Origin of the sequence: Pseudomonas sp. C9-3, assembly GCF_032392015.1 — a bacterium.
In the GTDB taxonomy this organism is placed as follows: Bacteria; Pseudomonadota; Gammaproteobacteria; order Pseudomonadales; family Pseudomonadaceae; genus Pseudomonas; species Pseudomonas nitroreducens.
On record NZ_CP135919.1, the window covers coordinates 2,669,067 to 2,688,657 of the forward strand.

20 protein-coding genes are annotated in these 19,591 nt (G+C 64.6%); 12 read left to right on the top strand and 8 right to left on the bottom strand.

Annotated elements, in window-relative coordinates; translation table 11 throughout:
- Positions 1-166: 166 nt before the first annotated feature.
- Positions 167-775, bottom strand: coding sequence for an FMN-dependent NADH-azoreductase (locus RS899_RS11930; RefSeq protein ID WP_315810041.1), 609 nt, complete (start codon positions 773-775; stop codon positions 167-169).
- Between the two features lie 133 nt (positions 776-908).
- On the opposite strand from RS899_RS11930, the gene RS899_RS11935 reads away from it, so the two are divergent.
- Entirely contained in the window at positions 909-1,814 is a 906-nt protein-coding gene (locus RS899_RS11935) for a LysR substrate-binding domain-containing protein (RefSeq protein WP_054906938.1), read from the top strand.
- Between the two features lie 9 nt (positions 1,815-1,823).
- On the opposite strand, the gene RS899_RS11940 is transcribed toward RS899_RS11935, so the two are convergent.
- A complete protein-coding gene (locus tag RS899_RS11940) occupies positions 1,824-2,534 on the bottom strand; it encodes a DUF1294 domain-containing protein (protein ID WP_315810042.1) in 711 nt (236 codons plus the stop codon).
- Between the two features lie 17 nt (positions 2,535-2,551).
- Positions 2,552-3,382, bottom strand: coding sequence for an undecaprenyl-diphosphate phosphatase (locus RS899_RS11945; protein ID WP_054906939.1), 831 nt, complete (start codon positions 3,380-3,382; stop codon positions 2,552-2,554).
- Positions 3,383-4,008: 626 nt separating this feature from the next.
- On the opposite strand from RS899_RS11945, the gene RS899_RS11950 reads away from it, so the two are divergent.
- The 6 genes from RS899_RS11950 (at position 4,009) to RS899_RS11975 (ending at position 8,961) form a co-directional block, all read left to right on the top strand.
- Entirely contained in the window at positions 4,009-4,458 is a 450-nt protein-coding gene (locus RS899_RS11950) for a hypothetical protein (protein WP_054906940.1), read from the top strand.
- A 1-nt stretch (position 4,459) separates the two neighbouring features.
- Complete coding sequence (locus RS899_RS11955) at positions 4,460-5,038, top strand: hypothetical protein (protein ID WP_054906941.1); 579 nt, start codon at positions 4,460-4,462, stop codon at positions 5,036-5,038.
- A gap of 55 nt (positions 5,039-5,093) precedes the next feature.
- Positions 5,094-6,095 (top strand): hypothetical protein, encoded by a 1,002-nt coding sequence (locus tag RS899_RS11960; RefSeq protein ID WP_054906942.1) that lies wholly within the window; start codon positions 5,094-5,096, stop codon positions 6,093-6,095.
- Positions 6,096-6,171: 76 nt separating this feature from the next.
- A complete protein-coding gene (locus RS899_RS11965) occupies positions 6,172-6,852 on the top strand; it encodes a C39 family peptidase (RefSeq protein ID WP_054906943.1) in 681 nt (226 codons plus the stop codon).
- Between the two features lie 43 nt (positions 6,853-6,895).
- Positions 6,896-7,633, top strand: a complete 738-nt coding sequence (locus RS899_RS11970; RefSeq protein WP_315810043.1) for a hypothetical protein — start codon at positions 6,896-6,898, stop codon at positions 7,631-7,633.
- Between the two features lie 53 nt (positions 7,634-7,686).
- Positions 7,687-8,961 carry a hypothetical protein gene (locus tag RS899_RS11975; protein WP_054906945.1) on the top strand — a complete coding sequence of 425 codons (1,275 nt, stop codon included), beginning with the start codon at positions 7,687-7,689 and terminating at the stop codon, positions 8,959-8,961.
- A 342-nt stretch (positions 8,962-9,303) separates the two neighbouring features.
- On the opposite strand, the gene RS899_RS11980 is transcribed toward RS899_RS11975, so the two are convergent.
- Positions 9,304-10,638 (bottom strand): sigma-54 dependent transcriptional regulator, encoded by a 1,335-nt coding sequence (locus RS899_RS11980; RefSeq protein WP_054906946.1) that lies wholly within the window; start codon positions 10,636-10,638, stop codon positions 9,304-9,306.
- 131 nt (positions 10,639-10,769) lie between these two features.
- Positions 10,770-12,260, bottom strand: a complete 1,491-nt coding sequence (locus RS899_RS11985) for a RimK family protein (RefSeq protein WP_315810044.1) — start codon at positions 12,258-12,260, stop codon at positions 10,770-10,772.
- Positions 12,261-12,399: 139 nt separating this feature from the next.
- Here RS899_RS11985 and RS899_RS11990 point away from each other — a divergent pair, with 139 nt between their 5' ends.
- A complete protein-coding gene (locus tag RS899_RS11990; RefSeq protein WP_315810045.1) occupies positions 12,400-13,494 on the top strand; it encodes a GNAT family N-acetyltransferase/peptidase C39 family protein in 1,095 nt (364 codons plus the stop codon).
- Between the two features lie 2 nt (positions 13,495-13,496).
- On the opposite strand, the gene RS899_RS11995 is transcribed toward RS899_RS11990, so the two are convergent.
- The 3 genes from RS899_RS11995 to RS899_RS12005 are packed head-to-tail and all read right to left on the bottom strand — an operon-like array spanning position 13,497 to position 15,577.
- Positions 13,497-14,153, bottom strand: a complete 657-nt coding sequence (locus RS899_RS11995; RefSeq protein ID WP_054906949.1) for a response regulator transcription factor — start codon at positions 14,151-14,153, stop codon at positions 13,497-13,499.
- Complete coding sequence (locus RS899_RS12000; protein ID WP_233300197.1) at positions 14,150-15,418, bottom strand: HAMP domain-containing sensor histidine kinase; 1,269 nt, start codon at positions 15,416-15,418, stop codon at positions 14,150-14,152. The genes RS899_RS11995 and RS899_RS12000 overlap by 4 nt, the downstream gene beginning before the upstream one ends.
- A complete protein-coding gene (locus RS899_RS12005) occupies positions 15,419-15,577 on the bottom strand; it encodes a hypothetical protein (RefSeq protein WP_233300198.1) in 159 nt (52 codons plus the stop codon).
- A gap of 168 nt (positions 15,578-15,745) precedes the next feature.
- On the opposite strand from RS899_RS12005, the gene RS899_RS12010 reads away from it, so the two are divergent.
- Genes RS899_RS12010 through RS899_RS12025 form a run of 4 tightly spaced genes read left to right on the top strand, consistent with a single transcriptional unit; the run spans position 15,746 to position 19,487 of the window.
- Complete coding sequence (locus RS899_RS12010) at positions 15,746-16,948, top strand: ABC transporter substrate-binding protein (RefSeq protein ID WP_315810046.1); 1,203 nt, start codon at positions 15,746-15,748, stop codon at positions 16,946-16,948.
- 27 nt (positions 16,949-16,975) lie between these two features.
- Positions 16,976-17,944: a YVTN family beta-propeller repeat protein gene (locus RS899_RS12015; protein WP_315810047.1), complete on the top strand. Its 969-nt coding sequence runs from the start codon at positions 16,976-16,978 to the stop codon at positions 17,942-17,944.
- Complete coding sequence (locus RS899_RS12020; RefSeq protein WP_315810048.1) at positions 17,941-18,672, top strand: ABC transporter ATP-binding protein; 732 nt, start codon at positions 17,941-17,943, stop codon at positions 18,670-18,672. Before RS899_RS12015 ends, RS899_RS12020 begins: the two co-directional genes overlap by 4 nt.
- Positions 18,669-19,487: an ABC transporter permease gene (locus RS899_RS12025; protein WP_233300201.1), complete on the top strand. Its 819-nt coding sequence runs from the start codon at positions 18,669-18,671 to the stop codon at positions 19,485-19,487. The genes RS899_RS12020 and RS899_RS12025 overlap by 4 nt, the downstream gene beginning before the upstream one ends.
- Positions 19,488-19,591: the final 104 nt, after the last annotated feature.

Below are 19,591 nucleotides of genomic sequence, written 5' to 3' on the forward strand. Positions count from 1 at the left end.
CGTATCCAGATCAGGCGCCACGGGGCATATCGCAGGAAAAAAAGCCGCCGGGCACCGCCAAACGGAAATATCTGCATAGTACGCGCCAGTTTTCAGCGCCCTGAAACGGCAGACGGACGGCAAAAGAAAAAGCCCCGCAGTGCGGGGCTTTTTTCAGCGGCGTGACTCAGGCAGCGGCGAACTGGCTGGCAATGCTCGCCTGGGCGCCGGCAATGGCGTTGCGGCGCGGCTCGTCACCGTAGGCCAGACCTTCGGCACGCACGACCTCGATGTCAGTGATGCCCAGGAAGTTCAGCACCAGCTCGAGGTAGTTTTCGTGGGCGATACCGCTCGGTTGGCCGGCATGGATGCCGCCGGCGGTGGAGACGATGATGACCTTCTTGCCGCCAGCCAGGCCTTCGGGGCCGCTCTCGGTGTAGCGGAAGGTCTTGCCGGCAACGGCGATGCGATCGATCCAGGCCTTCAGCTGGCTGGGGATCGAGAAGTTGTACATCGGCGCACCAATCACGATGGCGTCGGCAGCCAGGAACTCTTCGATGCTCTGCTCGCCCAGGGCGGCTTCGTGCTTCTGCGCGGCGTCGCGCAGTTCTGCCGGAGTACCGGCGGCAACCAGGCTGGCGGCAGACAGGTGGCTGATGGCGTCGGCAGCGAGGTCACGGTAGGTGACGTCGACACGCGGCTCGGCGGCGGCCCAGGCAGCGACCAGCTCGGCGCTCAGCTGGCGGGAGGTGGAGTTGTCGCCAAGGATGCTGGAATCGATGTGCAGCAGTTTCATGTCTTTCTCTCCGGGGAAGGTGGCCAGGGGGTCTGGCGGAGCAATGCGTCGTTGAAGGCAAGACTACGCATGTGGCCAATCTTCGATAAGTCGGCAAAAATGCAATGATTCGTCTCACCAGCAGGACAATCCCATGCAGGACCTCAATGACCTCTTCTATTTCGCCAAGGTGGTGGAGGCTGGTGGATTCGCCGCCGCCGGACGCCTGCTGGGCTTGCCGAAGTCGCGCCTGTCGCGACGAGTAGCAGAGCTGGAAGCGCGCTTGAATGTGCGGCTGCTGCAACGCACTACCCGCAAGCTGGCGCTCACCGACCTGGGCGAGCGCTACTACCGGCACTGCCAGGCGATGCTTGTGGAAGCCGAGATGGCGGACGAGGTGGCCGCACAACTGAGCGCAGAACCCCGCGGGCGGGTGAGGCTGTCGTGCCCGGTGGCGCTGGCGGAAACCTCGCTGAACGAGATGCTGCCGGGCTTTCTCGCCGCCTATCCGCAGGTGAACCTGGAGCTGATGCTGACCAACCGCCGCGTCGACCTGCTCAACGAAAGCATCGATGTCGCCCTGCGGGTACGGGCGCCGGGCGATGAGGACCTGTCGCTGATCTCGCGGCGCCTGCGCATGGCGAAGACCGCGCTGGTGGCTGCGCCTTCGCTGCTCAAAGGCGTCAAGCTGCGCGTGCCGGAAGACCTGGCCACCCTGCCCGTCCTCGGCGCCATCGACAACGACCGCCGCGTGCACATGAAGCTGACCGGCCCGCAGGGTGAAATCAAGGAAGTCGCGCTGGAGGCACGGCTGGCAGTGGAGGACTTCAACCTGCGCAAGAACGTGGCGCTGGCGGGGCTGGGAGTGACGTTACTGCCGCTGCATTACTGCACCGAGGAACTGGAGGACGGTCGCCTGGTGCGCGTACTGCCTGCCTGGAGCGAACCGGAGGCATACCTGCAGGCGGTATACCCGCACCGGCGAGGCATCCTGCCGGCGGTGCGGGCCTTGCTCGATTATCTCGAGGAGGGTTTCTCGAAGGACGATTGGCCGGTCTGAGCGGGGCGATTACGCCGGGTTCGTCCCGAGCCCCATCAGCGCGCCTATCCAGCCCAGCAACCGGCCGCCGCTGAGCCAGTCGATCCAGAACACCTGGTGCAGCACGACGATGGCCCAGAACACCGCCTGGAAGGACAGTTTGCGGGTCTTGTGGCGGAATACCTGCTGGGCCAGGAAGGCCCCCGGCCAACCACCCAGCAGCTCCAGCAGGTGCAGGCTCTGCTCGGGAGTGCGCCAGTCGTTGCGCTCGGCACTGCGCTTGTCGCGCCAGTAGGCGAGGAAGGCCAGCACGCTGAAGGCGGGATAGAGCAGCAGGAACCAGACGAAATAGCCGTCCTTCAGCCAGAGCAGCGAGCCGATGACGGGCAGCGCCAGCAGTGCTGCAAGAACCGCCAGTGCCCGCCCCAGCGAACGCTTCGGCGTGCTGGGGAATGCCACTTCGCGTCCGCTGCGTGCGCGCTCGCGGGTCGCTGCCGCGGCGGGCTTGCGGCGAATCGCCGGGGTATCGATGGCCAGCCCGGCAAGGCGGGCGTGATCGGCGCGGGGGCGGCCGTCCTTGCCTGCGCCTTCGATGTAACACACCTGGTCGCCCGCTTCCGGGCGGCGATCGCCACGGAAGTCGGAAATATGCAGGAAGACTTCCTTGCCGCCGGCCTGGGGACGGATGAAGCCGAAGCCCTTGTCATCGTCCCAGCGGCTGATGGTGCCGTTCTTTTCCACGTTCACTCGCTATCGGATCAGGGTTTGGCGCTGCTCCAGTCGATCAGGGCGAACTGCCAGGTTGCCAGGATCAGCAGGCCAAACACGATACGGTACCAGGCGAAAGCCGCATAGCTGTGGTTGGCGATGAACTTGAGCAGGGCGCGCACGGCGATCATCGCGAAGATGAACGAGGTGACGAAGCCTACGGCGAACACCGGCAGATCCGCCGGCTGGAAGACATCGCGGTACTTGTAGCCGGAGTAGACCGCGGCGCCGACCATGGTGGGCATGGCGAGGAAGAAGGAGAACTCGGTGGCGGCCTTGCGCGACAGGCCGAACAGCAGGCCGCCGATGATGGTGGCGCCGGAGCGCGAGGTGCCCGGGATCAGCGCCAGGCACTGGCAGCAACCGACCTTCAGGGCTTCCTTCCAGGTCATGTCGTCGACGGTTTCGGCGTGGATCACGTGCTGGCGCTTTTCTGCCCAGAGCATGATCACGCCGCCTATCACGAGCGCCACGGCCACGGTGATCGGGTTGAACAGGTAATGGTGGATGTAATCGGCGAATGCCACGCCCAGGACAACGGCCGGGAAGAAGGCAATCAGCAGGTTGACGGTGAAGCGTTGTGCCTTGGGCTGGCTGGGCAGGCCCATGACGATGTCGAGGATCTTGCGGCGGAACTCCCAGACCACGGCAAGGATGGCGGCGAGCTGGATGATGATGTTGAAGGCCTCGGCGCGTTCGCCGCCAAAGCCGATGAGGTCCGCCACGATGATCTGGTGGCCGGTGCTGGAGATCGGCAGGAACTCGGTAAGCCCCTCGACCACGCCAAGAATGAAGGCCTGAAAGGCGCTCCACAGATCCATACTACTTCCCCCGCGAGGCACGCTGGCTCGCACGTTTCTAATGGTTTTGTTCCGCTGCCTGCTCCAGGCGCGCAAGCGCCGCAACGGCGTCGCATGCTAATGCATTGGCCGTCGGGCGCTATGAAATTCACAAAAATTTCTCTTGCGCAGCTCCGGTAGAGGAAGCGTTGGCACTTTCGCAAGGAATCTCTTCCCACCGTTGCCAGGAAGATGCAGACAACCACGATCCGGGCCGGTTCGCGCCATCATGCAAAATGCCTAATTCATTGAAAAGACAGCAGTACTCAAGTACCAGAAAGCCTACAAATCAGCCCATTGTGTTAGCGCGCTGAAACACCGGAATTGCCGCAAACGCCTGCGGGCTGCACCTCGCCCCTCCCCACCCAAAGTTGTGTATCAACGCCGCAACACAATCCGCTTCATCGGTGATCAAGGCCCCGTTCCAAGGCCTCTGGAGGGCTTTGGTACGACGGTCCTGTATCAGCACCGAGACATTCGCCTCGCAACGGTTCATGGTGCTTTCGGCTATGTCATTGATTCTCAATGACAGATCAAAAGCGGCACGGCATCTGCTCCACCTTGGTACCGCTGGTTAGGGCTCAGCGCACCAAGAAGGAACCGCCATCATGGGGAACATCGACTCAAGGATCGTCGGTCTGTTTGTCACGCTCGCTTGCGGAGTGGCCAGCACTGCACTGTGCCCCACCGTCCAGGCTGGTGACGGCACCATCGTTCTGCAACGTACCGTGCAGCCACGCGTCGCGACACGTCCCACCGATATTCCCGATCCGAATCCGATCACCGTCAATCCCAACATCTCCAGCCAGGTCGTGCGCCAGACCGGTAATGCCGAACTGAGCGACAGCGATTTCGCCGGCGTCACCAGCGGCTCCACCCTGGAGCGCCACATCCTTCCCGGCGGCACGCTGGTAGGCATGGACAACGGCAGCAACCAGAGCCTCAACAACGGCACGCTCGGCGGAGGCATGGGCGCTGGGGGCGGCATCTCCAATTCGGTGAACCGCACAGTGCAGCAAGGCCTCTCACCGCTACGCATGCTGACGGGAGATCGCTGAGATGAAAGCCCGACTGCTCGCCCTGCCCCTGCTCTTCTGCGCCGCCTCCTCCTTCGCCGCCGATCCCTCGACGGTCAACAACGCCAACATCGACAGCGCCGTGCGCAATTACAACGGCGTGGCCAGCGTTAACCAGGCCGCCGGCGATGCGCAGCAACAAGCCAACGGCCGGAGCATTGCGATCGGCACCAACGGCCCCGCCACCACCCAGTTCCGGCAAACGGTCAACGCCTTCGTCGACCCCAGCCAGGCGGCGTCAGCCAGCATCACCGGCAACGCCTTCACCAACGGCAACGGCGCACTGGGCGTGAACCAGGCTGCTGGCGCCGCCAACCAGCAAGTGAACGCCATGCGGATCAGCGTCAGCGCCGTACCGCAGAGCGTCGATGACAGCGTGCTTTCCCAGCAGAACGTCGCGCTGCCAGTGAACTCAGGCCCAGCTAACTCCTCCGCGGGTAACCGGCAGGTCGTCACCAGCGACCAGGCCTTTGCCGGCAGTCGTGGCGTAGTTCAGGTGAGCCAGAGCGCCGGGGTCGGCAATCGCATTGCCAACACCCTGAGCATCCGGGTCGCGGATTGACCCAAGCCAACTCCTATAACACTAAACACGCCAAACAAAGCAAAGGAGATACACCATGAAACCCACAATGGCTCTCAAGCCCTTGGTATTCGCTGTCGCAGCGATCATGGCTGTAGCGGTGCAAGCGGATAACCGTAACAACAACGGGCACAACAATGGCCACAACAATGGCCATGAGCAGCATCAACCGCAGACCCCGTACGATCCCTACAAGGATCCGCGGATTCCGGCGGGCTCGAGCGCAACGGTCCAGGATACCCAGGAAAGCAGCGAAAACACCGTCGTCAACATGGGTACCAAGAACACCGCGACGGTCGACAGCTCCCTGGGGACCGCGTCGGGCAACGTGGGCGTCAACGTGGCTGCCGGCGACATGAACCAACAGGCCAACGCCGCCGCACTCGCCACCGCTGACGAGCACTTCATCTTCGGCAGTGCCTATGCGTCCACCGATGTGACCCAGAACAACACCGGCAACCAGGCCTGGAACTTCTCCACCACCAACAAGGCTTCGCTGAACAACTCCGGCAGCAACTCCTCGGGGAACATCGGCATCAACATCACCTCCGGCAACTACAACCAACAGAAAAACGACATGGCCGCCGCCGTGTCCGGTGGTCGTACTGCCGAGTCCAACAGTGGCGCCACCCAGACTTCCAGTGGCAATACCGTGGGTAACGTCGCCTTCCTGACCTACGACAAGGAAACCCTGAAGTCCGAGTTCAGCGCCAAGGGCACCTACAAGGGCGCAGGCACTGGCTACGTCGTGGACGAAAGCAGCCGTGGCGGCAAAGACGACCGTCACAGCAGCGGCGGCAGCAAGGAAGACAAGGACCCGCTGTTCTTCGTCGAAGCCGGCACTGTTGACCTGAAAGGCCAGGCCACCTATCAGGTGCTGGTGCCCACCGGCTGGAAGGACCCGGTCAAGAACGACGCCACCATCAGCAACTCGCTCAACAATGTGTCGGGCAACCTGGGTGCGAACGTTGCAGCTGGCGTAGGCAACCAGCAGAGCAACTCGCTGTCCATCGCCGCAGGTTGCAAAGCCTGCATGTAAGCGACACAGCGCTGTACCTGGAGGCTCCGGCAACGGAGCCTCCTTTCTCCTGAGCTGACCCCCAGGCGTCACGATCATGCGTACGTCCGCCCTGCTTTTGCTCGCCCTCTTCTCGCTCACGACGCAGGCCGCGCAACTCCCCTTCGCCATTCTTCCCGGCGGCTCCATGGCCTACAAACACGTCGAGAGCATCCGCGAGCGCAAGTTCAGCAACCTGGTCCAGCAGAAGACCGACTTCAGCTGCGGCGCCGCCGCGCTGGCGACGATCCTCCGCCAGGCCTATGCGCTGGACGTGGACGAGGAGTTCGTGATCAAGGGGATGCTGGTCCGGGCCGACCCGGACCTGGTGCGCACCCAGGGCTTCTCCATGCTCGACATGAAGACCTACCTGGAAGGCATCGGCATGCGGGCTCGCGGGTATCGAATCCCCGCGGCCTCGCTGGAGAAGCTGACGATCCCGGTGATAGTGCTGATGGATATCCGTGGCTACAAGCATTTCGTCGTGATGCAGCGAGCCTACAAGGGCTACGTCTACATCGGCGATCCGGTACTGGGCCACAAGCGCTTCACTCAGGAAGATTTTCTCAAAGGCTGGAACGGCATCATCTTCGCCGTCATCGGTCCGGGCTACGAACAGGCCAACGCCCTGATGAGCCCACCAGACCCGCTGACAGCCAAGGACCGACTCAATGCCTTCCGCCCGGTCAAGGATGCCGAACTCATGGAATTCGGCTTCCTCCAGAGCGACTTCCTCTGACCGAACCAGAACGGAAGGCAGGAATCCTTCCGGGGAGAACAACATGAAACTGATCCCGCTGCTTGCCGCCACCTGTTTCGTGGCCTGCCTGCCGGTCCAGGCGGAGAGCGTATTCAAGCCGATCGAGCTGAAAGACCAGGAGCTGGCCCAACTTCGCGGCAAGTACGTGATGCCTGGCCGGGTCATCAGCTTTGGTATCGTCATGAGCAGTACCTGGAAGAACGCCGTGGGCGACAACATCGGCGCCAAGGTCAGCATGCAGATCCAGGAATCGACCATCAAACCGCAGTTCTACGTCTCCACCATCGATGAGAAAGGCAATGGTGCCGCACCGGCTGCCGGTACGGGCAGCGTCACCGGTGGCGCCGGCCTCAACCAGACCCAGGGCGTCACCCAGAGCGTGCGCGCCGCAGGCGACTACAACACTGCCTCCAACAACGTCAGCATCGACGTGAAGGAAGCCAACCAGGCACCGGTCGTGGCCCAGGAAGGCACCCCGCTGAACAATTCGCCAATCAGCGCCAGCAACGGCGCCGGCACCGTCAGCGTGACACCGGGCAATGGCGGCATTCAGTTGGCGATCAATGCCAACGGACAAGGCGCCGCGATGCAGCAACTGGCCGCCGGCGGCCTGCTGCAGGCCGCGCAGATGGTCGGCGGAAGTAACGCCGTCAACAACCTGGCGCAGCTCAGCGTAGTGCTGAAAAACAACCTTCCGTCGTCTGGAGCGCTCGACTGCAATCTCGACCAACTCAAAGGGCTTCGCACTATGGGTATGTGATCTACGCTCCAGTGCGACTGTGAAGTCCAACCTAATAAGAAGGACAGCGCGCCATGCACCGATCGCTAACGCTAGGAACTGCAATCTGTGTATCCGCATTACTCCCCTCGACCTACGCCGCTGCAGCGACGGAAGCCGAGGTGGAGGCTTTGAAACAGGAACTTCTCGAACTCAAGCAACGCTATGAGGCTCAGCAGAAAGCCCTGATGGTGCTCGAGCAGCGGGTCAGGCAGGTGGAAGAAGCACCAGCCGCGCCGGCCCAGCCCAAGCGCCTGGTCACCTCTACCGGCAAGCCCACACCTCCCGGAACCGGCAACACCGTTGCCGCCAGCGGCAGCTCCTACGGCGAGTCGCTCAAGGATGACGCCAGCCCGCCCAAGAGCGTGGAAAACCTCTACGACGAGGCCAGTGGCTTCTTCGGCAATGGCGCGTTCAGCTTCGAGACGGGCCTGACCTATACCCACTACGACACCAAGCAGCTGATCCTCAACGGCTTCCTGGCGCTGGACACCATCTTCCTGGGCAACATCGGCGTGGACAACATCAACGCCGACAACTGGACCCTGGACCTCACCGGCCGCTACAACTGGAACAACCGTTGGCAGTTCGACATCAACGCCCCGGTGGTTTATCGCGAGAGCACCTACCAGTCGGCAGGCGCCGGCAACTCGACCGCGCAATCCACCGACGAGACAGTCACCCGCGACCCGACCCTGGGCGACGTCAACTTCGGCATCGCCTACAAGTTCATGGACGAAACCGAGTCGCGCCCCGACGCAGTGGTCAGCCTGCGGGTCAAGGCGCCCACCGGCAAGGACCCGTACGGCATCAAGCTCAAGCGCGCCTCGGACAACGACAACCTCAACGTGCCCGAGTCGCTGCCCACCGGCAACGGCGTCTGGTCGCTCACCCCCGGCATCTCGCTGGTCAAGACCGTGGACCCCGCCGTGCTGTTCGGCAGCCTCTCCTACACCTACAACCTCGAGGAGTCCTTCGACGACATCAGCCCCACCGAGGGGGTGAAACAGAAAGGCAAGGTCGACCTCGGCGACTGGTTCCAGATCGGTGCGGGCGTGGCATTCGCCCTCAACGAGAAGACCAGCATGTCGTTCTCCTTCTCCGACCTGATCGCCCAGAAGAGCAAGATCAAGGCCGACGGCGGCGACTGGACCACCGTCACCGGCAGCGACGCCAACGCGGCGTACTTCAACTGGGGCCTGACCTACGCCTGGAGCCCCAACCTGACCATCGTGCCGAACCTGTCCATCGGCATCTCGCCGGATGCGCCGGATTTCAGCTTCAGCGTGAAATTCCCGTATTACTTCTGACGGCTCGGCAGTCCGAATGCAAAGGCCCCTTTTCGGGGCCTTTGTCTTTTCCAGAGATCGTCACCTGTACGTAGGAGCAACTGTCTTCTTCCGGTGAATCCGTGCCGATACTTTCCTCTCACCCCAGCCCTCTCCCAAAGGGAGAGGGCTGGGGTGAGAGCCGACCCAAGCGCAGAAGCATCTCGTAGGAGCGGACTCCGTCCGCGATAGGCTGCAATTGCGCCGGACAGCATCGCGGACAGAGTCCGCTCCTACGCCAGCACGAAACGCCCTATCCGAGTCCACCGAATCGCGGCGGGCAACGGATCCGCGTCCGCTCCCGCCCCGACCGGTATCCCCGCCCTAGCGCAACTGGTGCTTGTGCAACAAGCGATAGAAGGTCGGCCGCGAGATGCCCAGCATCCGCGCCGCCACGCTGAGATTGTCGCCGTGCCTGGCCAGCGCATCGCACATGGCCTGGCGCTCGGCGCCGAGCTTGTATTCCTCCAGGGTCACCAGCGGCAGGTGCACCGAGCGGCCCTTCTCCCGCTCCAGGCCCAGGTCGCGGGCCTCGATCTGTCGCCCCTCGGCCAGTACCAGGCCACGCCGCACCCGGTTGGCCAGTTCGCGCACATTGCCGGGCCAGCCGTGCTCGGCCATCGCCGCCAGGGCATCATCGGAGAAACGGCGCGGCCGTCGTCCGGTTTCGACGCTGTAGAGGTGGGCGAAGTGGTTGGCCAGCAATGCCAGGTCACCGTTGCGCTCGCGCAGCGGCGAAGTCGACACCTGCAGGACATTGAGCCGGTAGTAGAGGTCCTCGCGGAACTGGCCGGCGCGGATCGCCTGCTCCAGGTCCACGTGGGTCGCCGCCAGCACCCGCACATCGACGTCGATCGGCTGGCTGCCGCCGACCCTTTCGATCTGTTTCTCCTGCAGCACGCGCAACAGGTTGGCCTGCAACTCCAGCGGCAGGTCGCCCACCTCGTCAAGGAACAGCGTGCCGCCGTTAGCCTGTTCGAAGCGGCCGATCTTGCGCTGGTGCGCGCCGGTGAACGATCCCTTCTCGTGGCCGAAGAGTTCCGACTGGATCAGGTTATCCGGCATCGCCCCGCAGTTGATCGCCACGAAGGGGCGGATCGCCCGCCGCGACTGACGATGCAGCGTGCGCGCCACCAGTTCCTTGCCGGTACCGCTCTCGCCGCGGATCAACACGGGAGACTCGGTCGGCGCGAATTTCGCCAACAGCTTGCGCAGCTCCCGGACATCACGGCTTTCGCCCAGCAGCTCGTGCTCATGCTCATCGCTGTGCACGCTGCCGCGCCCACGCAGGCGCGCCATGCCGAACGCACGGCCGAGGGTGACCTGCACGCGCGCCACATCGAAGGGCAAGGTATGGAAATCGAAGAACCACTCACTGACGAAATCGCCCACCTCATTCAGGGGCAGGACCTCCGGGCTGAGCACGGCTATCCACTCCGTGCCGCTGCGGCTGATGAGTTCCTTGACGGACTCCCGGCGTTCAAGATGTCGGGGTTGCAGACGCAGCAGGCCGACGTCACAGCCGCGATTGCTGGCGCTATCCAGCTCGCAACTGTCTACCTCCCACCCTGCTGCCCGTAGTCCGGGTAATAACCTGCGGCAGTCGTCGCATGGATCGACCACCAGCAGGCGACGAGTATTCGCGGCTGCCTCGAGCATGCTCCCTTCCTTGGCGCCATTATTTTGAAAAACTTTAAAAAACAGTTGGTTGGCGCTCCAGTTTGTAAAGCTAGCAATATATTGACGCCGTCCATTGACCGTTTTCCTATAAGGTCAATGTCGAATCGATCTCACCAACCCTGCCCTCGCCGCTTGACTTCCAGGCGCCGCACGAACTCCTCCAGCACCAGCTTGTAGAGGTCGTCCCCCAGGTACACATCCTCCACCCCGCAATCGATGTTCGGGTTGTCGTTCACCTCGATCACCACCACCCGCTCCCCGGACTGTTTCAGGTCCACGCCGTAGAGCCCGTCGCCGATCAGGTTCGCGGTTTTCACCGCCAGTTCCACCACTTTGCGCGGTGCCTCGTGCACGGCCATGGTGCGGAAATCGCCGCTCACTTCCTGCGCGCCAGGGCTGTGATCGTAGATCTGCCAGTGCCCCTTGGACATGAAGTACTGGCAGGCGAATATGGGCTTCTGGTTGAGGACGCCGATCCGCCAGTCGTATTCGGTATAAAAGAACTCCTGCGCCAGCAGCAGCACCGAGCGCTCGAACAATTCGGCGCTGGCCTTGAGCAGCTCCTCCTGGTTGCCCACCTTGATCACCCCGCGCGAGAAGCTGCCATCGGGAATCTTCAGCACCAGCGGGAAGCCCAGGCGCTCGCCGACTTTTTCCAGCTCCTGCGGGTTGTCCTTGTAGAGGATCTCGGTGGCCGGCATGCCCAGCTTGTGGCTGCGCAGCAGGTCGGCCAGGTAGACCTTGTTGGTGCAGCGCAGGATCGACACCGGATCGTCCATCACCACCATTCCCTCGCTCTCGGCCTTCTTGGCGAAGCGATAGGTATGGTCGCTGACGCTGGTGGTCTCGCGGATCAGCAGCGCGTCGTATTCGGCCAGGCGCGAGTAGTCCTTCTTTTCGATCAGTTCGACGTCGATGCCCAGGGTCTTTCCCACGCGGATGAAATTCTTCAGCGCCTTGCGATCGGACGGGGGGAAGGCCTCCTCCGGATCGTGCAGGATCGCCAGGTCATAGCGGTACTGCTTGCGCGAGCGCGGCTTGCGCCATATCTGCCGGCTGAAGCCATCCAGCGCATTGGCGAATTGCTCCTCCTGGTCCTCGCGCAGCTTGTGGATGTTCCCCGGCTTCACGCCTTCGATATGCCAGCCCCGGTTCTTGCGGAACTCCACCAGCAGCATCGGGCACGGCAGCGCCTCGAACAGCTGGCGCGCCAGGTCCTGCAGCGGCTCGATGTCGGTGCGGCCGAAGTACAGCGTCAGGGTGAAACCGTCGGTGCTGCCGTAGGGATGATCGGCCAGCGCCTTGTCGAGGGTTTTCTCCAGGTCCTCCAGGGCCAGGCTGTAAAGCGACTTCTTCGCCAGTTCGCTGATGCTGCGCACCGACGGAATCACCTTGTGCCCGCGCGCCTCGGCCAGCAGCGAGCAGTAATAGCCATGGCCCAGGTACTTGTAGTTGCGGCACAGGTTGATCACCTGCACACGCTTGCCGTTGTCGTCGTCGATGGGCATCTCCAGGTATTCCTGGGCGCTGACCACATCTTCACTGGGATAGTAGGAGGCCCAGTCTTCCTTGCGCTCCACGATGATGAACAGCTTGCTCACGACACCTCCGAAGTTGCCCCGCGCTTGCCGCGCCGATAGGCCAGGACAATACTGGTTGCTGCTTCGACCGCATTGAACCGCGCCCGTTCGCAGCCAGCACCGACACGGTGCGCCCCGCAGATTAACGAATGCTTACTCTATGAAACTCCAGTTCCGCGCCGCCTCCGCCGACGACCTGCACGCCCTGGTCGAGATGGAAAACCGTTGTTTCGAACACGACCGCCTGTCCCGCCGCAACTTCCAGTGGATGATCACCCGCGCCCACGCCAGCCTCACCGTCGCCGAATCTGACGGCGTTCTGCTCGGCTACGCGCTGGTGCTGTTCCACCAGGGCACGTCACTGGCACGCCTGTACTCCATTGCCGTGGACGAGCGTGCGCGCGGCATCGGCCTGGGCCAGAAGCTGCTGGACCGCGCCGAGGCCGAGGCGCTGGAGAACGACTGCGCCTACCTGCGCCTGGAAGTACGGCCGGACAACCGCGGTGCCATTGCTCTCTATGAGCGTAACGGCTACCGTCCGTTTGCCACGGTACGCGACTACTACGAAGACCACAGCGAAGCGCTGCGCTTCGAGAAGCGTATCCGCCAGATCAACGAACGCACGCACCGTCACGTGCCTTACTACCGGCAAACCACCGAGTTCACGTGCGGCCCCTCGGCGCTGCTGATGGCCATGGGCGCGCTGCAACCCCAGCGCCGCCTGGAGCGCAGCGAGGAGCTGCGTCTGTGGCGCGAGGCGACCACTATCTACATGACCGCAGGCCACGGCGGCTGCAGCCCGCAGGGCCTGGCGCTGGCGGCGCACCGACGGGGATTCCGTGTGCAGTTGCAGCTGTCAGAAGATGGCCCGTTGTTCCTCGATGGCGTGCGCAGCGAGGAAAAGCGCGAAGTCATGCGCCTGGTCCACGAGGACTTCGCCGCCGAACTGGCTCGCAGCGACGTGGAGCAACTGCTGCTCAACCAGTTGGATATCGACAGCGCGCTGGAGGCAGGCGGCCAGCCGATGGTGCTGATCAGCAGCTACCGCCTGACCCGCTCCAAGGCGCCGCACTGGGTGACGGTCACCGACTGCGACGAGGACTTCGTCTACCTGCACGACCCCGACGTCGACCACAGCCAGCACCGCGAGCCGCTGGACTGCCAGCACATCCCGGTGAGCCACGCGGAGTTCGAGCAGATGAGCCGCTTCGGCCGCAGCAAGCTGCGCGCGGCGGTGATCCTCTACCAGCGCTGACGCTAGCCGGCGATGGCTTCGCCACCGACCCGCAGCACACCGGTATCGATCGCCAGGTGCACCAGTTCAGCGTGGGACACCACCTGCAGCTTCTGCTTGAGCAGGGTGACGTGGTTTGACACCGTCTTGGCGCTGATGCACAGGTGTTCCGCCACCTGCCGCACCGGCAGGCCGCGGGCGAGCATCACGAAGATCTCGAACTCGCGCTGGGTCATGCCCTGCAGGCGCGGGTCCTGGCCGTCGGCGCCCTGGGGCTGGCGCGCCAGCTGGGTGGCCAGCGGCTGCTCGATGTACGCATGCCCCGCCAATATTCGCCTGACCGCCTCCACCAGCACCGCCGGCGAGGCGCCCTTGGTGATATAGCCCGCCGCGCCCGCGTCCAGCGCCTGGCGTACCAGCGGCAGCTCGTCGTGCATGCTGAAGAACAGCACGCGCAGTTGTGGCAGGCGCTGGCGCAACCGCCGGGTGACTTCCAGGCCACTGATGCCGGGCAGGCCGATATCCAGGATCACCAGGCTCGGCACACTGCGCTGCACCGCCTCCAGGGCGGACTCGCCATCGATGGCCTCGCTCACCTCGACCTCGGGGATCAGCCCGCGCAGCAGTGCGGCGACGCCGTCGCGGACCACGAAATGATCATCCACCAGCAGAATCTTCACGCCCTTTCTCCTTCCACCACACCGACTGCCAACGGCATCCACAAGCGCAGGGCCAGGCCGCCACCCGGTCGCGAGCGCAGGTGCAGCTCACCGCCCAGGCAACGGGCGCGCTCGCGCATGGAACGCATGCCGATGCCTGTCCGTGGCAGCCCGTTGCAGCCTCGCCCATCATCACGTACCCACAGGTAGAGCCGCCCGCAATGGCGTCGCAGGATCACCCGAACCCGGCGGGCTCCGGCATGTCGCGCCACGTTGGTCAGTGCCTCCTGCAGGAGACGGTACAGGTGCGCCTTGGCCACCGTCGGCAGCGTCGGCAGTGGCTCCAGGTGCAGGCTGCAGGTCACCCCCTGGCTGGCCTGCCATTGCTCGACATGCAGGCGCAGCGCCTCTTCCAGGCTGACCCGCTCCAGCACCACCGGGTAAAGGTCGCGCACCAGCGCGCGAAAACTCTCGTTGAGGCCCTGGCAATGCTGCTCCAGGCGGTCGAGGGTGACGAAGCCGATACCGTCCTGGCTTTCCAGGCTGCGCAGCAGGAATACCTGCGCGCGAATGCCGGCGAGGTACTGGCCGATGTCATCGTGCAGCGCCTGGGCCAGTTGCTGCCGCTCGCGCTCCTGCACCGCGAGTAGCGCGCGGGTCAGCTCGGCATTTTCCACGCAGGCACGTTCCAGCTCGCCGGCCATGCCGTTGAAGCCGCTGGCCAGGCGCTGCGCCTCGGGCAGGGAGTGGTCCGGCAGGCGTACCTGGAACTGGCCACGGGAGACATCCCCCAGGGCGTCATGCAGTTGCTCCACCACCCGCAAGCCCCCCTGCACGGCCCAGCGGATCGCCAGCAGGCTGGCCAGCAGCGATACACCGAACAGCACCAGCAGTTGCACCAGCGAATCGCGCACCTCGTCGATCTCGTCGCGCGGGTCCAGGCTCAATTGCACGCGTCGGCCATCGGCCAGCGTGAGCAGGGTCGGCGCCGGCAGGTCGGGATACAGGCGAGTTACCAGCCAGTCGTCCAGGCCGGTGTGCGGTGCGGGCGCACCCGCGTCCAGCCAGTGCACGCGTACATGGCGCAGGCCGGCGGTGAGGTCGGGGTCCAGGCTGGCCGGGTCGCGCTGCGCCGCTTCACGCAGGTACTCGAGCACGCCCCGGGCGGCATCCATCTCACGGCGCACATCGTCGTTGCCCTGATGCACCAGCACCGCCAGGCAAACCGCCGCGAGCAACGCGAAGAACAACCCGACCAGCAGGTTGATCCGCCACAACGCAGACATCTAGTTCGCGCCGCGACAGGCCGTGATGCAGCCCACCGGCGCCATGGGCGCGCGCAGTTCTGCCGCCGGCAGGTAACCGTTGCGCGTGTAGAGGAAATCGAAACCGAACAGGCTGAGCATCAGCAGGATCGGCAGGACGAGAGTGACGGCGATACGCATGGCGACGCTCCTCTTCTGGTTCTTGTAGCGCCATCCTAGGTCGCGGGCACCGCGCGCAATCTACTACCTTGGTACTGCCCCACCGGTACTTTCTGCATATTTGCCGCGCCGCGGGTGATTCCTATGCTGGCCGCACAACAACAAGCCGGCCCACCCAGGGAGTCGCCCATGCGTCAGTTCGTCCTTCATGGCGTCGCCTATCTGCTCGCGGTTGCCTGCGCCGCTGCCTTCAGCCTTGGGGCTCGTGCCGAGGAAGCCCCTGCACTGGAGATACGCATCGGCTACCTGGGCTACACGCCCGATCCGGGGCCACTGCTGTCCAACGTCATCCCCGAACCTACCGACGCCGGCCTGCGCGGCGCCGAGCTGGCGATCACCGACAGCAACAGCACCGGGCGCTTCCTCAAGCACCGCTACAGCCTGGAAGCCGCCAGTTCCGATACCCCGGAAAAGCTGCTGGGCGAAGCCAGGCGCCTGCACGCCGCCGGCCTGCGCCTGTTCGTGGTCAACGCCCCGGCAGACACGCTGCTCCAACTGGCCGCCGCGCTGCCGGACAGCCTGCTGTTCAACGCCGGCGCTGCCGATGACGAACTGCGCGCCAGCCAGTGCGCGGCAAACGTGCTGCATACGCTACCCAGCCGGCTGATGCTGACCGACGCCCTCACCCAGTTCCTGGTGCTGCGCAAGTGGACGCGCTGGCTGCTGATCGTCGGCCAGCGCCCGGAAGACGCCCTGTACGCCAACGCCCTGCGTCGCTCGGCCAAGCGTTTCGGCGCGAAAATCGTCGAGGAGAAACCCTTCACCTTCGACAACGATCAGCGCCGCAGCGCCCAGGCCGACATGGCGCTGTTCACCCAGTCCAGCGAAGACTACGACGCCGTGCTGGTAGCCGACGAGCACGGCGACTTCGGCGAGTACGTGCCCTACAACACCTGGTTGCCGCGGCCCGTCGCGGGCACCCAGGGGCTGGTCGCCACCGGCTGGCACAAGACCGTGGAAACCTACGGCGCCGCCCAGTTGCAGAAGCGCTTCGAGGAACACGCCGGGCGCTGGATGAACGACCGTGACTTTGCCGCCTGGATCGCCGTGCGCAGCATCGCCAGCGCGGTGACGAGGCTGCGCGATGCCGACCCCATGGCGATCCGCAAGCTGTCGCTCTCCCCTGACCTGCCGCTGGATGGTTTCAAAGGCTACAAGCTCGGCTTCCGCCCGTGGGACGGCCAGTTGCGCCAGCCGATCCCGCTGGTGCAGCCGCGCGCCCTGGTCAGTACCTCGCCGCAGGAAGGCTTCCTGCACCCCGCCAGCGAACTCGACAGCCTCGGCCTGGACGCACCGGAAAGCCAGTGCCATCTCGCCGACGCGAAGCCATAACAAGAACATTCCATGAGGACCCTGCCCATGCCCCGCCTGCTTGCCCTCTCCTGCCTGAGCCTCGCGCTCGGCCTGGTACCCACCGCCTTCGCCGCCACCGCCTACGTCTCCAACGAGAAGGACAACAACCTCAGCGTCATCGACCTGGATACCCTGGCCGTCACCGGCACCATCGACACCGGCAAGCGCCCGCGCGGACTGGCGCTGTCCCACGACAACAAGCTGCTGTACGTCTGCGCCAGCGATTCGGACACCGTGCAGGTGATCGACCTGGCCAGCCGCAAGATCATCAAGCAACTGCCCTCGGGCGCCGACCCCGAGCAGTTCGCCCTGCACCCCAATGACCGCTGGCTGTATGTCTCCAACGAGGACGATGCGCTGGTCACGGTGGTCGATACCCAGACCGCCCAGGTGCTCGGGCAGATCGACGTCGGCGTCGAGCCCGAAGGCATGGCGGTGAGCCCGGATGGCAAGTGGGCGGTGAACACCAGCGAGACCACCAACATGCTGCACTGGATCGACACCGCGACCCAGAAGCTGGTGGACAGCACCCTGGTGGACCAGCGCCCGCGCCACGCCGAGTTCACCCACGACGGCTCGCAGGTCTGGGTCTCGGCGGAGATCGGCGGCACCGTCAGCGTGGTCGACACCGCCAGCCGCCAGATCCTCAAGACCCTGCGCTTCGCCATCCAGGGCGTGCACCCGGACAAGGTGCAGCCGGTGGGCGTGCAACTGACCCGCGATGGCAAGTACGCCTTCGTCGCCCTCGGCCCGGCCAACCATGTGGCGGTGGTGGATGCGAAGACCTTCGAAGTCCTCGACTACCTCTTGGTGGGCCGCCGCGTCTGGCACCTGGCGTTCACCCCGGACGAGAAGACCCTGCTGGCCACCAACGGCGTCAGCGGCGATGTCTCGGTGATCGATGTCGCCTCGCGCAAGGTCACCAAGTCGATCAAGGTGGGCCGCTATCCGTGGGGCGTGGTGGTGACGCCATGAATGCGCTGACGGTCCGCGACCTCGGCTTTTCCTACAGCCCGCGTCGCGCCCTCGACGGCCTGGAGTTCGAGCTCCCCGCCGGGCGCTTCACCGCCCTGCTGGGGCCCAACGGCGCCGGCAAGTCCACCCTGGTTGCCCTGCTCACTCGGCTCTACGACCTGCAGCAGGGCGAGATCAACGTGCTCGGCTACAGCCTGCGCCAGCAGCCGCGCCTGGCCCTGCGCCAGCTCGGCGTGGTGTTCCAGCAGAGCACCCTGGACCTGGACCTGAGCGTGGAGCAGAACCTGCGCTACCACGCCGCCCTGCATGGCCTGCCGCGCAGCGTGGCGAACGAACGGATCGACGCCGAGCTGGCCCGCCAGCAATTGCAGGAACGCCGTCGCGACAAGGTCCGCGCGCTCAATGGCGGCCATCGCCGCCGCGTGGAGATCGCCCGCGCGCTGCTGCATCGGCCACGCCTGCTGCTGCTCGACGAGGCCAGCGTCGGGCTCGACCCGGCGGCGCGCCAGGCGCTCAACAACCATGTGCGCCGGCTGTGCCGCGAGGATGGCCTGGCGGTGCTGTGGACCACCCACCTGCTGGACGAGGTGCGCGACGAAGATGCGCTGCTGGTGCTCGATCGCGGCCGCCTGGTCGCCCGTGGCGAGGCGCGGGACATCTGCGCGGCGGACGCCGGCAACCTGGAGCGCACCTTCCACCGCCTGACCCGCCTGGAGGCCTGCGCATGAGTGCCCTGGAGAGCCCGCGGCTCGGCCCTGCCGCCTACTGGCAATGCCTGTGCGGCATCGTCATGCGCGAATGGCTGCGCTTCGTCCTGCAACGCTCGCGCTTCCTCAGCGCGCTGGTGCGGCCGCTGCTCTGGCTGCTGGTGTTCGCCGCCGGCTTCCGCGCCGCGCTGGGCATTTCGATCATCGAGCCGTACGACACCTACGTCACCTACGAGACGTACATAGTGCCGGGGCTGTGCTGCATGATCCTGCTGTTCAATGGCATGCAGGGCTCACTGTCGATGGTCTATGACCGCGAGATGGGCAGCATGCGCGTGCTGCTGACCAGCCCGCTACCGCGTGCCTTCCTGCTCGCCAGCAAGCTGTTGGCCACCGCGCTGGTGTCGCTGTTGCAGGTCTACGCCTTCCTGCTCATCGCCTGGCTGTATGGCGTGCAGCCGCCGCCGATGGGGCTGGTTGCCGCGCTACCGGCATTGCTGCTGGCCGCCCTGCTGCTGGGCGCGCTGGGATTACTGCTTTCCAACGGCATCCGCCAGCTGGAGAACTTTGCCGGGGTGATGAATTTCGTCATCTTCCCGCTGTTCTTCCTCTCCTCCGCGCTCTACCCGCTGTGGAAGATGCGCGAGGCCAGCCAATGGCTGTACTGGCTGTGCGCGCTGAACCCGTTCAGCCACGCCGTGGAACTGGTGCGCTTCGCCCTGTACGAGCGCTTCAATCCGCTGGCCAGTGGCGTCTGCCTGGGCCTGACGCTGCTCTTCGCCGGCCTAGCCGTGCTGACCTTCAACCCGCAGCACGCCGCCCTGCGCAAGGGGTGAAATCTCCTACTTTGGTACTGGTTCGCCCCTCCGGACGTCGAATTTCCAAAGCCGCAGCGCCGGCATCTAATGGCCACTACAAGAAGAACTAATCAGAGATACTG

What these genes read in the sequence shown, in the direction of transcription:
- RS899_RS11930 (WP_315810041.1), bottom strand. Translation starts at nt 775, where the DNA reads ATGAAACTGCTGCACATCGATTCCAGCATCCTTGGCGACAACTCCACC.
- RS899_RS11935 (WP_054906938.1), top strand. Translation starts at nt 909, where the DNA reads ATGCAGGACCTCAATGACCTCTTCTATTTCGCCAAGGTGGTGGAGGCT.
- RS899_RS11945 (WP_054906939.1), bottom strand. Translation starts at nt 3,382, where the DNA reads ATGGATCTGTGGAGCGCCTTTCAGGCCTTCATTCTTGGCGTGGTCGAG.
- RS899_RS11950 (WP_054906940.1), top strand. Translation starts at nt 4,009, where the DNA reads ATGGGGAACATCGACTCAAGGATCGTCGGTCTGTTTGTCACGCTCGCT.
- RS899_RS11955 (WP_054906941.1), top strand. Translation starts at nt 4,460, where the DNA reads ATGAAAGCCCGACTGCTCGCCCTGCCCCTGCTCTTCTGCGCCGCCTCC.
- RS899_RS11960 (WP_054906942.1), top strand. Translation starts at nt 5,094, where the DNA reads ATGAAACCCACAATGGCTCTCAAGCCCTTGGTATTCGCTGTCGCAGCG.
- RS899_RS11965 (WP_054906943.1), top strand. Translation starts at nt 6,172, where the DNA reads ATGCGTACGTCCGCCCTGCTTTTGCTCGCCCTCTTCTCGCTCACGACG.
- RS899_RS11970 (WP_315810043.1), top strand. Translation starts at nt 6,896, where the DNA reads ATGAAACTGATCCCGCTGCTTGCCGCCACCTGTTTCGTGGCCTGCCTG.
- RS899_RS11975 (WP_054906945.1), top strand. Translation starts at nt 7,687, where the DNA reads ATGCACCGATCGCTAACGCTAGGAACTGCAATCTGTGTATCCGCATTA.
- RS899_RS11980 (WP_054906946.1), bottom strand. Translation starts at nt 10,638, where the DNA reads ATGCTCGAGGCAGCCGCGAATACTCGTCGCCTGCTGGTGGTCGATCCA.
- RS899_RS11990 (WP_315810045.1), top strand. Translation starts at nt 12,400, where the DNA reads ATGAAACTCCAGTTCCGCGCCGCCTCCGCCGACGACCTGCACGCCCTG.
- RS899_RS12000 (WP_233300197.1), bottom strand. Translation starts at nt 15,418, where the DNA reads ATGTCTGCGTTGTGGCGGATCAACCTGCTGGTCGGGTTGTTCTTCGCG.
- RS899_RS12005 (WP_233300198.1), bottom strand. Translation starts at nt 15,577, where the DNA reads ATGCGTATCGCCGTCACTCTCGTCCTGCCGATCCTGCTGATGCTCAGC.
- RS899_RS12010 (WP_315810046.1), top strand. Translation starts at nt 15,746, where the DNA reads ATGCGTCAGTTCGTCCTTCATGGCGTCGCCTATCTGCTCGCGGTTGCC.
- RS899_RS12015 (WP_315810047.1), top strand. Translation starts at nt 16,976, where the DNA reads ATGCCCCGCCTGCTTGCCCTCTCCTGCCTGAGCCTCGCGCTCGGCCTG.
- RS899_RS12020 (WP_315810048.1), top strand. Translation starts at nt 17,941, where the DNA reads ATGAATGCGCTGACGGTCCGCGACCTCGGCTTTTCCTACAGCCCGCGT.
- RS899_RS12025 (WP_233300201.1), top strand. Translation starts at nt 18,669, where the DNA reads ATGAGTGCCCTGGAGAGCCCGCGGCTCGGCCCTGCCGCCTACTGGCAA.